The following is a 15,866-nucleotide window of genomic DNA, read 5'->3' as shown; positions in this document are numbered from 1 at the left end:
GCAGGTGGAGAATGGCGACGATGTCTGGAGCGTGCCCGAAGTGCTCCCTTGTAACGACATGTCCCAAATGTTAGGCCGATTTGTCAGTTAAATCATTGGTGGACCCCGAAGTGTCGGTTATGGTACGCCACAAATACGGACACAATGGGCGTTTCTTCCCTGATTTGTTCCACATGTTGAACATTTGACGGCCTTCATCGCCCGGGCGCCGGCCCGGTGGAGCTCCGGACGACCAGCTGGGTCGCGAGCACCCGCGCGGGACCGCCTGCGGGACGCAGCGGGAGCTGGCCGACGAGCAGCTCGACGGCCCGCATCCCCGCCTCCTCGGTCCGCTCCGCGAGTGTGGTCAGGCTCGGGTGGCAGAAGTCCGAGCCGAAGACGTTGTCGAAGCCCACCACGCTCACGTCGTCGGGGACCGACCGGCCGCGCTCGACCAGTCGCCGCATCAGCCCGATGGCCAGCATGTCGTTGTGGCAGACCACCGCGGTCTCCCCGGACGCGAGCACGGCGTCGGCCGCGGCCGGCCCACCCTTGAGCGTGGGCTGGTAGGGGCCCGACCTCCGCGCCACCAGGCCCTTGCTGCGCGCGGCCTCCCTCAACCCGTGCCAGCGACGGGCACCCGACCAGGACTCCGCGGGACCGCCGACGAAGACGAACGACCGGTGCCCCAGCGAGGCCAGGTGGTCGACGATCTGCTGGGTCCCCGAGTCGTAGTCGGCCACGACACAGCTCATCGCCGGCACGGCCCGGTTGACCAGCGTGATCGGCGTACGCTCCGCGGCGGTCGCGAGCTCCTCGTCGGTGAGCCGGGAGGCACTGATCACGAAGCCGTCCACCGCGCGCTCGAGCCGCTGGACCAGACGAGCCTCGGCCACCGGGTTCTCCGCGGTGTCACCGAGGACGAGGGTCAGTCCCGCCAGCGCCGCGGCGCGCTCGGCCCCCTTGATCACCCCGGAGAAGTAGGGGTTGGTGATGTCCGGGACCAGCAGCGCGATCGTCCGGGTCCTGCCGGTCCCGAGCGCCTGTGCGGCGGGGTTGGGGACGTAGCCGAGCGCCGCGGCCACCTCGAGCACGTGCTTGCGGGTGTGCGGGTTCACCCGCTGGGGCCGGGAGAAGGCGCGGGAGACCGTCGAGGTGGCCACCCCGGCCTCCCGGGCCACGTCCGCGAGGGTCGAGCGACGGCTGCGGGCGGGGTCCATGGACACATGATGGCAAGAAATGGCAAACGGTTGTCGTGTGACGCAGGCCACTCCTAGCGTCCGGTGGGAGACAGCACAGCCAACAGAGAGTCAGGCCACCGACCATGGACGCATCCACCGAGACCCGGCGGACCCCCGGCCGCGCGGCGGTCGCCGCCTGGACGGGCAGCGCGCTGGAGTACTACGACCTCGCGATCTACGGCACCGCCGCCGCGCTGGTGTTCCCGAAGATCTTCTTCCCGGAGGGCAACGACTCCGCGGCCTCAGTCGCGGCCTTCGCCACCTTCGGCGTCGCGTACGTCGCCCGCCCGTTCGGGTCGTTCCTGATGGGCCACATCGGCGACCGGCTCGGCCGCAAGACGATCCTGATCGGGACGCTGCTGCTGATGGGGATCTCCACGTTCCTGGTCGGCTGCCTGCCGACGTACGACCAGATCGGGATGCTGGCCCCGATCCTGCTCGTCACGCTGCGCCTGCTGCAGGGGCTCTCAGCGGCCGGTGAGCAGGCCGGCGCCAACTCGATGTCCTTCGAGCACGCCCCCGAGGACCGGCGTGGGTTCTTCACCAGCTTCACGCTCAGCGGAACCCAGGGCGGTCAGGTGCTGGCACCGGCGGTGTTCCTGCCGCTGGCGGCCGTGCTTCCCGAGGACGACCTGCTCTCCTGGGGCTGGCGGGTGCCGTTCCTGCTGAGCGCGTTGGTCGTGGTGGTCGGGATGGTGATCCGGATCAAGCTCGACGAGACCCCGGAGTTCCAGGCCGAGAAGGACAGCGACGAGGTGGCCGCCGCGCCCCTGCGCGTGCTCTTCCGCGAGCACCGGGCCGGCGTGCTGCGGGTGTTCTTCGCGGCCTTCATCGCGATGGTGAACACGATGTTCCAGGTCTTCGCGCTCAACTTCGCCACCTCCGACGACTACGAGGTCGGCTTCAGCTCCACGTTCATGCTCTGGCTCGCGATCATCGCCAACATCGTCGCCATCGGCACCATCCCGCTGTGGGCCAAGCTCTCCGACCGGGTCGGGCGCAAGCCGGTGTTCCTGGCCGGCGTGGTCGGCAGTGCCGTGCTGGTCACCGCGTTCCTGGGGGCGATCGCAGCCGGGAGCCACGTGCTCACCTTCGTCCTCGGGGTGCTCCTGGCCGGCGTCGTCTACAGCATGCCGAACGCCGTGTGGCCGGCCACCTACGCGGAGTACTTCCCCACCAGCGTGCGTCTCTCCGGGATGGCGATCGGCACCCAGTTCGGGTTCGCGCTGGCCGGCTTCACCCCCACCATCGCCAGCGCGCTGATGGACGGTGATGCCGGCAACTGGTACCGCGTCGCCCTGTTCGCCTGCGCCGCGTGCGTCATCTCCGCGGTCGCGGTCCTGTCCGGACCCCGGGCAACGCACAAGGTGCCCACCAGCGAGCTGGGCCTGGGCCGGACCCTGACCCGCGCCAGGGCAACCCCGGCAGGCAGTGAGGCGTGAGCCCGGGAACCGTGCCGGAGCCGGACTCCGTCGTCCTCGGACTGGTGGGTGCGGGCATCGGCGCCTCGCTCACCCCGGCCATGCAGGAGCAGGAGGGGCGCGCGTGCGGGATCTCGCTGGCCTACCGGCTCGTCGACACCGACCGTCTGGGACTGGGCGCACCGGACCTCCGCGACGTCCTGTCCTGGGCCCGGCGCTTGGGGTTCGACGGGCTCAACATCACCCACCCGTTCAAGCAGGCGGTGGTGCCGCTGCTCGACGAGCTCTCCGAGGACGCGAACGACCTCGCGGCCGTGAACACGGTGGTGTTCCGCGACGGGCGGATGCTCGGGCGCAACACCGACTGGTCCGCCTACAGCAGTGCGTTCACCGCGACGCTCCCCGAGGCGGTCCACGACCGGGCCGTGCTCGTGGGCGCGGGAGGGGCGGGGGTCGCCGTTGGCTATGCCCTGCTGCGCCAGGGTGCGGAGCAGCTCGCGGTGCACGACACGGACCCCGCACGCGCCACCGCCCTCGCCACCCGCCTCGCGCAGCGGTTCGGCGAGCAGCGGGTCTCGCTCGCACCCGACCTGGCCGGCGCCCTCGCGCACGCCGGCGGCGTCGTGAACGCGACCCCGGTGGGCATGCACGGGCACCCCGGGTCCGCCGTCCCGGCCGACCTGCTGCGCGGCGACCTGTGGGTGAGCGACGTCGTCTACTTCCCGCTGGAGACCGAGCTCGTCGCGACCGCGCGCCGCCTCGGCTGCCGGGTGCTCGCCGGCGGCCAGATGGCGGTCCACCAGGCCGCCGGCGCGTTCGAGTACTTCACCGGCCGGTCCCCCGACCCTGCCCGGATGACCCGCCACTTCGAGGAGCTGACCGCCTGATGCGCAAGGGGATCGCCACGGTGTCCATCAGCGGGCTGCTGGAGGACAAGCTCGCCGCCGTCTCCCGGGCCGGGTTCGACGCGATCGAGCTCTTCGACAACGACCTGATCAGCTCGCCGCTGAGCCCCACGGAGGTGGCCGCGCGGTGCGCGGACCTCGGGCTCGAGCTCGCCCTGTTCCAGCCGGTCCGCGACGTGGAGGGCGTGCCCCCCGAGCAGTTCGAGGCAGTGCTGCACCGGCTGCGCACCAAGCTCGGGGTGATGTCCGAGCTCGGCGCCACCACCCTGCTCGCGTGCTCCAACGCGCGCCGCGACGCGCTCGACGACCTCGACCTGACCGCGGAGCAGCTGCACCGGGTGGGCGAGGTGGCGGCCGAGTCCGGCGTCACGATCGCCTACGAGGCGCTCGCCTGGGGCCGGCACGTCAACCGGGTACGCCGGTCCTGGGAGGCGGTCCAGCGCGCCGACCACCCCGCGATCACGCTGGCCGTGGACACCTTCCACATCCTCGCCCGCGGCGACGACGGCAGCGCCCTCGCCGGGATCCCCGGCGACCGGATCGGGTTCCTGCAGGTCGCGGACGCCCCCCGGCTCGAGATGAACCTGCTCGACTGGAGCCGGCACCACAGGTGCTTCCCCGGCCAGGGCACCCTCGACGTCACCGGCGTGGTGGCGGCCACCCTGGAGGCGGGCTACCGCGGGCCGCTGTCGCTGGAGGTGTTCAGCGACGTGGTCCGCGAGGCGGACCCGTTCGTCACGGCCCGCGACGCGATGCGCTCCCTGCTCTTCCTGGAGGACCAGCTCGCGGGCGTCGTACGCACCGTGGAGCCTGGGGTGGTCACCGCAGCTCCCCCACCCGCGGCGCGTACCGACAGCGCCTTCCTCGAGCTCGGCAACCCGGGCGGAGGCTCCGCGCTGCCGGCCCTGCTGGGCTCGCTGGGCTTCACGACCGCCGGCCACCACCGCAGCAAGCCGGTCACCTGGTGGCGTCGCGACGAGGCGCACGTGGTCGTCAACGACGCCCCGAAACCGGCCGGCCACTCCCACCCGCACGCGACGGCGCTGGGCGTCTCGGCGCCGCCGGTCGAGGCGGTCGCCGCCCGCGCGGCAGCGCTGCTGTGGCCGGAGGTGGGCACCTCTCGGGGTGCCGGCGAGGCGATGCTGCCGGGGATCACCTCTCCCTCGGGGATGCACGTCTTCGTCAGCGACACCCCCGGGCACCGCGACCACTGGCAGCGCGACTTCGAACCGGTCCCCGAGGCCCCGTGCCCGGGAGAACACCCCTGGGTCGGGCTCGACCACCTGGCGATCTCGGTGGCGCCGGACCGGCTCAACGAGGAGATGGCGTTCTTCAGGACGCTCTTCGACCTCGTTCCCGGTGCGCCGGAGGAGTTCATGGAGCCGCACGGCCGGTTGCGCAGCCTCGCCCTGCGGCCGCGCGCCGGGGACCTTCGTGTCGTCCTGAACGTCACCGAGGCGGCCAGCCCGGCCCCCGAGCACGGCGTCACCCAGGTCGCGTTCGGGTGCACCGACGTGGCGGCGTCGGTCGCAGAGCTGCGCTCGCGAGGGGTGGGGTTCATGCGCGTCCCCGACAACTACTACGTGGACCTGGTGGCCCGGTTCGACCTGCCGCCCGGGACGGTGGAGCGGTTGCGCGAGCTGCAGCTGCTCTACGACCGCAGCGACGACGGCGAGCTCCTGCACGCCTACACCGACCCGCTGCCCACCGGCTTCCACGTGGAGCTGCTCGAACGCCGCGGCGGGTACGCCGGCTACGGCAGCTCGAACACCTTCGTCCGCCTCGCCGCGCAACGCCCCCGCTAGGCCTGCCGGCGCGCAGTCCCTCGCGCTACGGTCGCCGGATGAACACGGCGGACCGGAACGGCGACCAGCCCCACGCACACGCGGCCGACACCCACGACCTGATCCGCGTGCACGGCGCCCGGGTGAACAACCTGCGCGACGTGGACCTCGAGATCCCCAAGCGCAGGCTCACCGTGTTCACCGGCGTCTCGGGCTCGGGAAAGAGCTCGCTGGTGTTCGCCACGATCGCGGCCGAGTCGCAACGGATGATCAACGAGACCTACAGCGCCTTCCTCCAGGGCTTCATGCCCAGCCTCGCGCGTCCCGACGTCGACCGCCTCGAGGGCCTGACCACGGCGATCATCGTCGGCCAGGAGCCGATGGGCTCGAACCCCCGCTCCACGGTGGGCACCGCCACGGACGCGAACGCGATGCTCCGGATCCTGTTCAGCCGGCTCGGCACGCCGTACATCGGCTCGCCCCTGGCGTTCTCGTTCAACGTCGCCTCGGTGAGCGGCGGCGGTGCTGTCACCTTCGAGCGCGGTGGCCGCGAGGTCAAGGAGCGGCGCACGTTCAAGGTCGTCGGCGGGATGTGCCCCCGGTGCGAGGGCCGGGGCTCGGTCACCGACTTCGACCTGACCGCGCTCTACGACGAGGACCTGTCGCTGAACCAGAGCGCGATCAAGGTGCCCGGCTACAGCATGGACGGCTGGTACGGCCGGATCTACCGGGGCTGCGGGTTCTTCGACCCGGACAAGCCGATCAGGAAGTACGGCAAGCGGGAGCTCGAGGACCTCCTCCACAAGGAGCCGACCAAGATCAAGGTCGAGGGGATCAACCTGACCTACACCGGGCTGATCCCGCAGATCCAGAAGTCCTTCCTGGCCAAGGACGTGGACGCGATGCAGCCACACATCCGCGCGTTCGTCGAGAAGGCGGTGACCTTCACGACCTGTCCCGAGTGCGAGGGCACCCGGCTGACCAGGGAGGCACGCTCCTCGAAGATCAACGGCAAGAGCATCGCCGACCTGTGCGCGATGCAGATCAGCGACCTCGCGCCGTGGGTCGCGCAGCTCGACGAGCCCAGCGTGGCGCCGCTGCTCACCGGACTGCAGCACCTGCTCGACTCGTTCACCGAGATCGGGCTCGGCTACCTCTCCCTCGACCGGCCGGCCGGCACTCTCTCGGGAGGCGAGGCGCAGCGGACCAAGATGATCCGGCACCTCGGCTCCTCGCTCACCGACGTCACCTACGTCTTCGACGAGCCGACCATCGGCCTGCACCCCCACGACATCGAGCGGATGAACAACCTGCTGCTGCAGCTGCGCGACAAGGGCAACACCGTGCTCGTGGTGGAGCACAAGCCGGAGACGATCGCGATCGCCGACCACGTGGTCGACCTCGGTCCCGGCGCCGGCACGGAGGGCGGCGAGATCTGCTTCGAGGGCACCGTGGAGGGGCTGCGCGCCAGCGACACCGTGACCGGGCGCCACCTCGACGACCGGGCGGGCCTCAAGGACTCGGTGCGCCCCTCCACCGGGACCCTGGAGGTCCGCGGCGCCTCGACGCACAACCTCCGCGACGTGGACGTGGACATCCCGCTCGGGGTGCTCTGCGTGGTCACCGGCGTGGCCGGGTCCGGCAAGAGCTCGCTGGTCCAGGGATCGGTCGCCTCCCGGGACGGCGTGGTGGTGATCGACCAGGGCACGATCCGCGGGTCGCGACGCAGCAACCCGGCGACGTACACCGGGTTGCTCGACCCGATCCGCAAGGCGTTCGCCAAGGCCAACGGGGTGAAGCCGGCGCTGTTCAGCTCCAACTCCGAGGGCGCCTGCCCCACCTGCAACGGTGCCGGCGTCATCTACACCGACCTCGGGGTGATGGCCACGATGGAGTCGCCGTGCGAGGAGTGCGAGGGCAAGCGGTTCCAGGCCGAGGTGCTCGAGTTCAAGCTCGGCAGCAAGGACATCAGCGACGTGCTGGCGATGTCGGTCGCCCAGGCCGCGGAGTTCTTCGGCGACGGCGAGGCGAGGACCCCGGCGGCGCACCGGGTCCTCGAGCGCCTCGCCGACGTCGGTCTGGGCTACCTGAAGATCGGCCAGCCGCTGACCACCCTGTCCGGAGGCGAGCGCCAACGGCTCAAGCTCGCCACCCACCTCGGCGAGAAGGGCGGCGTCTACGTCCTCGACGAGCCGACCACCGGGCTGCACCTCGCCGACGTGGAGAACCTGCTCGGGTTGCTTGACCGGCTGGTGGACTCCGGCAAGTCGGTGATCGTCATCGAGCACCACCAGGCCGTGATGGCGCACGCCGACTGGATCATCGACCTCGGCCCGGGCGCCGGGCAGGACGGCGGCCGGGTCGTCTTCGAGGGCCCGCCCACCGACCTGGTCGCGTCCCGGAGCACCCTGACCGGCGAGCACCTGGCGGCGTACGTCGGCCACGAGGCGGTTCCCGCACGGTGACCCCACGACCTACCTGCGACCAGCCCACCGGGAGCGAGGTGCGCCAGCGTGCAGCCGGTCGCTGAGTGCCCCAAGCGGATGGTGTTCGGGCCGTGCGGGGGCGTCAAGGACGACCGCACCTGCGAGATGGGCCCGCACCCGTGCCCGTTCGCCCAGGACGCCCGACCGGTGGAGTGGCTCGGCGCTCCCGGGGACGTCCAGGCCCCGCACAGCGAGCTGCTCGCGGCGATCGCGCGCGGCCCGGTCGTGGTCACCGACCTCACCGTGCCCGCCTTCGACCGCGCGGCCGTCGCCGGCCTCACCGGGCTGCTGCGCGACTCCTGCGACGCCCTCCTGGTCGGTGAGCACCAGAACCGTCCCGACTTCCCGCCCACGCTGATGGCCGCGCTGATCAAGGCTGCCGGGGGCGTCCCCTGGGTGACCCTGACCTGCCGGGACCGGAACCGGCTGGTCCTGGAGCAGGAGCTCGCCGGCCTGCGCGAGGTGGAGGCCGACGGCGTCCTGTGCGTCACCGGCGACGGCCGGGCCCAGGGGGTGCGACCGGGCGTGACCCAGGTCTTCGACCTCGACGGGACCCAGCTGGCCGCGCTGGCCCAGGAGATGGGCCACGCGGTGGCGGTGCCCGAGGCCCCGGAGGCCGCCCCCACCGCGCTGCGGCCCGGCCGGCTGGTGAGCAAGCAGCGCGCCGGGGCGCACGTCGCGATCCTCAACCACGTGAGCCGTCCGTCCGAGGTCGCCCGGTTCGTCGCGCAGGCGCGGGCACTTGGCCTGGAGATCCCGGTGATCGCCGCGGTCGCGGTGTACACCGACGAGGCCTCGGCGCGGGTGCTGCAACGCTTCCCCGGGCTGCACGTCGATGCGAACGAGGTCGACCGGGTACTGGGCGCACCGGACCCACGGGCCGCCGGGATCGAGACGGCGCTCGCGGAGGCGCAGCGCCTGCTGGCGGTCGAGGGGGTGGCCGGGGTCAACCTGTCCGGGCTGGCCTCGGGTCGTGGTGAGCTCGCCGGCACCGAGGTGAAGGCCGAGATCGGACACCGACTGAAGGAAGAGCAGTGAGCGAACCAGACGAAGCGATGATCGACGAGTTCGACACCGTGGCCCGGTGGACCTCCGACGCGGTTGAGGAGCTCGGCAGCGACCACGCGCTGCCGGCCGCCTGCCGGGGCAGTGGCAGCCCCGCGGCCCTGGAGTGGCTGGGCACGACCATGGGGCTGGGCAAGGACACCTCGCTCCTCGACGTCGGCGCCGGGGTCGGTGGTCCGGCCGAGGCGGCTGCGCGCACCCACGGCGTGAAGCCGGTGCTGGCGGAGCCGATGCTGGGCGCGTGCATCGCCGCGCGCACCCTGTTCGACAACCCGACGGCCGCAGCTGACGGCGGCGCTCTGCCGTTCCGCGACGACTCCTTCGACGCAGTGTGGTCGCTGGGGGTGCTGTGCACCCTGGAGGACAAGGCTCCCCTGCTCGCCGAGGTCACGCGGGTCGTCGTACCGGACGGAGTGGTGGGTCTGCTGGTCTACCTGCGCAGCGTCGAGGAGCTGCCCGACCAGCCCGAGGGGAACCACTTCCCGAGCGAGGACGAGCTGGAGCGGCTGCTCGGTGAGGCGGGCCTCGGGGTCGTCGACTCGGCCCTGCTGACCGACTTCGAGGCAGCCGCGCCGGAGTGGAAGGAGGCCGAGTCGCGGGTCGAGGAGGTGATCGAGCGGGACCACTCCCACGACGAGCGGTGGCAGCGGGCCCAGGAGCAGCAGGACACGATCGTCGGGCTGATCACCGACGGGCTCGTCGTCGGCCGGATGGTGGTCTGCCGGCCGGTGGCGTGACTGCCCGTGCCGGGACCGGGGGCCGCCCACCAGCGGTCGGCTCAGAAGTGCCCGTACTCCACCGGCTCGTCCCCCTTGACCTCCGCGGCCAGCGGCAGCGCGGACACGGCTCGCTCCACCAGCCAGTAGACCCAGAAGCCGACAGCCCCCAGGATCGTCGGCGGAAGCACCCACACCGCTGTCGCCGCCGCGGTCAGCCCTGCGCCGAACTGGCGCCCCCACAGCAGTGAGGCCGGGAACGGCGCGAGCAGGGCGAGGGCGACGACGCTCCAGTCCTGCGCGAACGATCCGTAGACGAGCGCGGTCATCCCTACCACCGAGGCGAGCACCCACAGCAGCAGCACCGGCCGCAGCCGGTCGCTGCGCCACCGGGTCGCGAACGCCACGGCGGTCCACATCATCCAGCGGCGGACGAACCGCACCCCGAGCTCCCGGAGCATGAACCGGAAGAACCGGTCGGCGTCGACCGGGGAGACCCCGAGGTCGTTGGCCCGGCCGACGAGCCGGTCGTGCAGCAGCGCGGCTGGGGTGTGCACGCCGTACGGACTGACGAACCAGCGCAGCGCCGGCGGCACCGAGGCGAGGTCGGTCAGCGCGGGGTCGCCCAGGTCCTCGGGGCGCAGCACGGTGGCCGCGTCGGGCAGGTCCGGCACCCCGGTCTCGCCGAGGTACTCCAGGGAGGACCGGAGCACGAACGTCTTCCGGGTCACCTGCTGCAGCTCGATCACGGCCGGTACGCCGGGCAGGTCGGGGTCCTGGAAGCAGTCCGCCCAGGGCGCGGCAGGTAGGGACGCCATGTGTTCAGGTTCGCTGGTCCGCAGCCGCGACGACAAGACCCCATCGATGAGGATCGAACCGGGCGTTACCTGAGCCGAACGCCGGGTACGGGTTCCTCGCTCGTTTCCAGATGGAGGTGTCCGCGTGTCCAGTTCCGCCACCACACCACAGGACCGGCCGATCCGGAGCCTGATCCCGGCGCGCATGCACGACATGCCGTGGTCCCGGTTCCACTGGATGGTCATCTTCGGGCTGGGCACCGCCTGGATCCTGGACGGCCTCGAGGTGCAGATCGTGGCTGCCGGTGGTTTCGAGAAGTCGCTGGACATGAGCGCTGCCGACGTGGGACTGGCCGGCACCGTCTATCTGCTCGGCGAGGTGGCCGGCGCGTTGATCTTCGGCCGGCTCACCGACACCCTCGGCCGCAAGAAGATGTTCACGCTGACGCTGACCGTCTACCTGGTCGGGGCCGCGCTGGCCGGCCTGGCGCCGAACATGTGGATCTTCCTGGTGTGCCGGTTCATCTCCGGCATGGGCATCGGCGGTGAGTACTCCGCGATCAACTCAGCCGTCGACGAGCTGATCCCGGGCAAGCACCGCGGTCGGGTCGACCTCGCGATCAACGGCACCTACTGGGCCGGCGCCGCCATCGGTGCTGCCGCCAGCTCGTTCCTGCTGGACACCGACCGCTTCGGCGAGAACATCGGCTGGCGGATCGCCTTCTTCATCGGCCCCGTCCTCGGCCTCGGCATCATCTACCTGCGCCGGCACATCCCCGAGAGCCCCCGCTGGATGCTCACCCACGGCCGGGCCGAGGAGGCGGAGAAGATCGTCTCCCGGATCGAGGAGCAGGTCCGGGCCTCCGGTCTGGAGCTGCCGCACCACGACGACTCGGAGGCGCGGTGGATCAAGGCCGGCTCGGGCCTCACCGGAAAGCAGCTTCTCTTCGTCTTCTTCAAGCTCTACCCGACCAGGACCGTCCTGGGACTGACGCTGATGATCACCCAGAGCTTCCTCTACAACGCCATCTTCTTCACCTACGCCTTGGTGCTGAAGAACTTCTACGGCCTCAGCGCATCCCAGGCGGCCCTGTTCTTCTTCCCGTTCGCGATCGGCAACCTCCTCGGACCGCTGGTGCTGGGTCCGTTGTTCGACACCGTGGGGCGTCGCAAGATGATCGGGGGCTGCTACGCCACCAGCGGCATCGTGCTCGCGATATCGGCGTTCCTGTTCCAGGCCGACGCGCTGACCGCCGGGACCCACACCGCGTTCTGGTGCGTGGCGTTCTTCTTCGCCTCCGCCGGAGCCTCCGCGGGCTACCTCACGGTCTCGGAGATCTTCCCCCAGGAGGTCCGCGGCCAGGCGATCTCCTACTTCTTCTCGATCGCCCAGGTCTTCGGCGCCCTCGGGCCCGTGCTCTACGGCGCGCTGATCGGCGACGGCACGGACCGCAACCCGATGTTCTGGGGCTACCTCCTGGCCACCGGGGTGATGCTGCTCGGGGCCCTGGTGGCGGCGGTCTGGGGCGTCGATGCCGAGGGCAGGTCCCTGGAGGAGATCGCCCCGCCGCTGACCGAGTTCGACGAGGACGGCAACCAGAAGACCCTGCTCCCGGTCTGACCCCCCAACGACTCACGACAAGAGAGGTTCACCATGCCTGAGCAGCACGAGCCGTACACCGTCGTGGTGGGTGTCAGCCCGACGACGAAGTCCCCCACCGCGCTGGCGTGGGCGCACGCCCAGGCCCTGGCCAACCACGGCCGGGTGGTCGCCGTACGTGCCTTCAAGACCGCCAAGGTCCCCGGAGGTCCCTCGGGAGCCGCGCTGCACGTGCCCCAGGACGCCCAGACCCTGCACCAGGAGGTGCTGTCGCAGCTCCAGCAGGACGTCGCCGAGGTGCTCGGCCCGGACCACGGCGTGGAGACCCACGCCGTCCAGGGCGGCAAGCGCCGGGTGCTGCTTGCGGAGGGGAGCAACGCGGACCTCCTGGTGATCGACGCCCCCCGGAAGCCGTCCACGTCCCCGCTGCTCGCCCACCACCTCGTCTATGCCGCCCAGTGCCCCGTCGTGGTGATGCCGCCGTCGATCGCCGGGGCTCCTGAGTCGGCCCTGTCCAAGTCGGCCCGCGCCGTCGGCCGGGCGGCCCTGCGCTCGGCCGCGACCAGCGGGCGGCCGGGCTACCGGCCGCCACTGATCACCGACGAGTGAGCGCGACCGCGCTGGCGGTCCCTCAGCTCCAGCCGACCTGGGTGCCGCCCACGCGGTCCGACTCGATCTGCTTCTGGTAGCCGCTGTCCCGGTAGGCCGCCATCGGGTCGCCCGGCAGGCCGCGCTCCTCGCGCCACCGGGCCAGGTCGGCCCGCACGTCGGTGTAGAAGGCGTCCATGAACACCTCGTTGGCCGCGAGCACGTCGCCCTCGGTGCGAGCCCGAGCGAGCGCCTCGGTGTCGAGCAGCAGGGCCCGTGCGGTCATCTCCTGGACGTTGAGCACCGACCGGATCTGCCCGGGCACCTTCGCCTCGATGTTGTGGCACTGGTCGAGCATGAACGCGACCTCGGAGCCGGGGCCGAACCCGCCGCCGCGGATCACCTCCACCATGATCCGGAACAGCTGATAGGGGTCGGCGGCACCGACGATGAGGTCGTCGTCGGCGTAGAACCGCGAGTTGAAGTCGAAGGACCCGAGCTTTCCGAGGCGAAGCAGCTGCGCCACGATGAACTCGATGTTGGTGCCCGGCGCGTGGTGGCCGGTGTCCAGGCAGACCATCGCCCGCTCCCCCAGCGCGCTGACGTGGGCGTACGACGTGCCCCAGTCGGGCACGTCGGTGTGGTAGAACGCCGGCTCGAAGAACTTGTACTCCAGCACCAGCCGCTGGTCCTCCCCGATGTGCTCGTAGATCTCGAAAAGTCCCTCGGCCAACCAGTCCTGACGGTCGCGGATGTCGCCCTGGCCTGGGTAGTTGGTGCCGTCGGCCAGCCAGATCTTCAGGTCTCGTGACCCGGTCTGGTTCATCACCTCGATGCAGTCCAGGTTGTGCCGCACCGCCTTGGCCCTCACCCGCGGGTCGACGTGGGTGAGACTGCCCAGCTTGTAGTCGTCGTCCTGGAAGGTGTTGCTGTTCACCGTGCCCAGCCGGACGCCGAGGTCCTCGGCGTACGCCCGGAGCGCGCCGAAGTCGTCGACGACGTCCCAGGGGATGTGCAACGCCACCGACGGGCACAGCCCGGTCACCTGGTTCACCATCGCGGCGTCGGCGATCTTCTCCTCCACGCTTCGCGGCGTGCCCGGCGACCCGAACACCTTGAAGCGGGTGCCGGAGTTCCCGTAGGCCCAGGAGGGCACCTCGACGGCGAGTGCCCCGAGGCGGTCGCTGATCCGGTCGAAGGTCTTCATCTCTCACTTCCGTTCATCGCAGGAACGCCTGGGGTACGCCGGAGTCGACCGGGACGATCAGGCCGGTGGTGATCGGCAGGGTGCCGTTGGTCAACGCCAGGGCCGCGGAGGCGACGTGCTCGGGCAGCACCTCGACCTTGAGCACCGTCCGCTGCGCGTAGTACTTGCCGAGGTCCTCCTCGGCCACGCCGTAGGTCTCCGCGCGCGAGGCTCCCCACCCCCCGGAGAAGATTCCGCTCCCGCGGACGACCCCGTCGGGGTTGATCCCGTTGACGCGCACGCCGATCTCGCCGAGCTCCGCTGCGAGCAGCCGCACCATGTGCGCCTGGGCCGCTTTGGCCGAGGAGTAGGCGACGTTGTCGGGTCCGGCGAAGACGGCGTTCTTGGAGCAGACGTTGACGATGTCGCCGCCGAGCCGCTGTGCCCGCAGCACCGGCTCGACCGCCTTGCTGGCGAGGAATGAGCCGCGGGTGATGATCGCGTACTGCCGGTCCCAGTCCTCCAGGCTGGTGTCGGCCAGCGAACCCGCCCGGGTGATGCCGGCGTTGTTCACCAGCAGGTCGATGCCCCCGAAGGCGAGGACCGCCGCGTCCACGCCCGCCTGCACCGCGGCGGCGTCGGTGACGTCCATCGCGACGCCGGCGGCCACGTCGGCGCCTCCGAGGTCGGCTGCCACCTCGGCGCACCCGTGCGCATCGAGGTCGGCGACCACGACGTTGGCGCCGTGCTCGGCGAAGATCCGGGCGGTGGCCAGCCCGATCCCGGAGGCACCACCGGTGACGAGCGCGACCCTGCCCGCCAGCGCCCGGGGGCGGGGCCGCCGCTTGAGCTTGTCCTCCTCGAGCTGCCAGTACTCCACCGCAAACTTGTCGGCCTCGGAGACCGGCTGGTAGGTCGAGACGCCCTCGGCGCCGCGCATCACGTTGATCGCGTTGAGGTAGAACTCCCCGGCCACGCGGGCGGTCTGCTTGTCCGCGCCGAAGGAGAACATCCCCACGCCGGGCACCAGGACGATCGCCGGGTCGGCACCTCGCATCGGCGGGCTGTCGGGCGCCGCGTGGCGCCGGTAGTAGCCGGCGTACTCCTCGCGGTACTCCGCGTGCAGCACCGCGAGCCGCTCGACGACCTCCTCGACCGGCGCGTCCACCGCGTTGTCCAGCAGGAGCGGGCGCACCTTGGTGCGCAGGAAGTGGTCGGGGCAGGAGGTCCCGAGCGAGACGAGGTGCTCCAGCTTCTGGCGGGAGACGAAGTCGAGCACGGCCTCGGTGTCGGTGAAGTGGCCGACCTGGCGACGGTCGGCGGAGGCGACCGCCCGCAGGTGCGGGAACAGCTGGGCTGCCCGGGCACGACGCTGCTCCACGGGCAGCGCCTCCCGGCCGGGAACGACCGGGCCGAAGGGCTCCGGGGACGACTCGCGGGAGAGGAACTCCTCCGCCTCGCGGATGATCCGCAGCGAGCGCTCCTCCACCTCCGTGCTCGTCGCTCCCCAGGCGGTGAGCCCGTGACCGCCGAGCACGGCGCCGATGACCTGGGGGTCGCGCGCGAGCTCGGCCATGGCACGACCGAGCTCCCAGCCCGGTCGCATCCACGGCACCCAGGCCACGACACCGCCCCAGATCTCGCGGACCAGCTTCTCGCCGTCGGCGGCGCAGGCCAGGGCGATCACCGAGTCGGGGTGGAGGTGGTCGACGTGCGGCAGGTCGACGAGGCCGTGCATCGGGGTGTCGATCGACGGGGTGGCGCCACCGTGTCCGAAGGAGCAGTACGCGAACAGGCCCACCATCTCGTCCTCGTGCTCGACGCCGCGGTAGACAGCGTCCAGCGCCACCAGGCGCTCCCTCTCCAGCGCCGCCAGTCCGTCTGCCTGCAGCGTCCCCAGGTCGCCACCGGAGCCCTTGACGTAGAGCACCTCCACCTCCTCGCCCGTTGCAGGGCTGGTGACCGCGACCTTGGCCGAGGTGTTGCCGCCCCCGTAGTTGGTCACCCGCGGGTCCGAACCCAGCCGGTTGGAGCGCTCCAGCAGCTCGCGGGCCTCTTTCGGCAACTGGCCGGTCGCTGTCCTCGTGGTATTCATCGT

At 71.3% G+C, this 15,866-nt stretch carries 12 protein-coding genes; 8 read left to right on the top strand and 4 right to left on the bottom strand.

Going from position 1 to position 15,866, the window contains the following annotated elements:
* Nucleotides 1-194: 194 nt before the first annotated feature.
* Nucleotides 195-1,199, bottom strand: coding sequence for a LacI family DNA-binding transcriptional regulator (locus tag AC4BGC_RS00305; protein ID WP_490553885.1), 1,005 nt, complete (start codon nt 1,197-1,199; stop codon nt 195-197).
* Between the two features lie 104 nt (nt 1,200-1,303).
* Between AC4BGC_RS00305 and AC4BGC_RS00300 the strand changes: the two genes are divergently transcribed.
* From AC4BGC_RS00300 to AC4BGC_RS00275, 6 genes are read left to right on the top strand one after another with little or no spacing between them, the layout of a single operon-like run.
* Nucleotides 1,304-2,662 carry an MFS transporter gene (locus AC4BGC_RS00300; protein WP_490553884.1) on the top strand — a complete coding sequence of 453 codons (1,359 nt, stop codon included), beginning with the start codon at nt 1,304-1,306 and terminating at the stop codon, nt 2,660-2,662.
* Entirely contained in the window at nt 2,659-3,528 is an 870-nt protein-coding gene (locus AC4BGC_RS00295) for a shikimate dehydrogenase (protein WP_490553883.1), read from the top strand. Before AC4BGC_RS00300 ends, AC4BGC_RS00295 begins: the two co-directional genes overlap by 4 nt.
* A complete protein-coding gene (locus tag AC4BGC_RS00290; RefSeq protein WP_490553882.1) occupies nt 3,528-5,351 on the top strand; it encodes a sugar phosphate isomerase/epimerase and 4-hydroxyphenylpyruvate domain-containing protein in 1,824 nt (607 codons plus the stop codon). Before AC4BGC_RS00295 ends, AC4BGC_RS00290 begins: the two co-directional genes overlap by 1 nt.
* A gap of 38 nt (nt 5,352-5,389) precedes the next feature.
* On the top strand, nt 5,390-7,795 hold the full coding sequence (locus AC4BGC_RS00285) for an ATP-binding cassette domain-containing protein (protein ID WP_490553881.1): 2,406 nt from the start codon (nt 5,390-5,392) through the stop codon (nt 7,793-7,795).
* Between the two features lie 48 nt (nt 7,796-7,843).
* Entirely contained in the window at nt 7,844-8,854 is a 1,011-nt protein-coding gene (locus AC4BGC_RS00280) for a methylenetetrahydrofolate reductase (protein WP_490553880.1), read from the top strand.
* Entirely contained in the window at nt 8,851-9,618 is a 768-nt protein-coding gene (locus tag AC4BGC_RS00275) for a class I SAM-dependent methyltransferase (RefSeq protein WP_490553879.1), read from the top strand. Before AC4BGC_RS00280 ends, AC4BGC_RS00275 begins: the two co-directional genes overlap by 4 nt.
* Nucleotides 9,619-9,659: 41 nt before the next feature.
* Here the strand turns inward: AC4BGC_RS00275 and AC4BGC_RS00270 are convergent, their stop codons facing one another.
* Nucleotides 9,660-10,415, bottom strand: coding sequence for a DUF1353 domain-containing protein (locus AC4BGC_RS00270; RefSeq protein WP_490546742.1), 756 nt, complete (start codon nt 10,413-10,415; stop codon nt 9,660-9,662).
* Between the two features lie 184 nt (nt 10,416-10,599).
* On the opposite strand from AC4BGC_RS00270, the gene AC4BGC_RS00265 reads away from it, so the two are divergent.
* Both AC4BGC_RS00265 and AC4BGC_RS00260 read left to right on the top strand, forming a co-directional pair.
* Complete coding sequence (locus AC4BGC_RS00265) at nt 10,600-12,015, top strand: MFS transporter (RefSeq protein WP_490555699.1); 1,416 nt, start codon at nt 10,600-10,602, stop codon at nt 12,013-12,015.
* 33 nt (nt 12,016-12,048) lie between these two features.
* A complete protein-coding gene (locus AC4BGC_RS00260; RefSeq protein WP_490553878.1) occupies nt 12,049-12,603 on the top strand; it encodes a universal stress protein in 555 nt (184 codons plus the stop codon).
* Between the two features lie 22 nt (nt 12,604-12,625).
* On the opposite strand, the gene rhaI is transcribed toward AC4BGC_RS00260, so the two are convergent.
* Nucleotides 12,626-13,789 (bottom strand): L-rhamnose isomerase, encoded by a 1,164-nt coding sequence (gene rhaI / locus AC4BGC_RS00255; protein WP_490553877.1) that lies wholly within the window; start codon nt 13,787-13,789, stop codon nt 12,626-12,628.
* A gap of 13 nt (nt 13,790-13,802) precedes the next feature.
* Nucleotides 13,803-15,863, bottom strand: a complete 2,061-nt coding sequence (gene rhaD, locus AC4BGC_RS00250; protein ID WP_490546745.1) for a bifunctional rhamnulose-1-phosphate aldolase/short-chain dehydrogenase — start codon at nt 15,861-15,863, stop codon at nt 13,803-13,805.
* Nucleotides 15,864-15,866 lie beyond the last annotated feature (3 nt).

It is taken from the genome of Nocardioides sp. Z38_18 (assembly GCF_058215695.1).
Note: the sequence above shows the minus strand (reverse complement) of the source record. Positions and strands in the feature narration are given on the sequence as shown.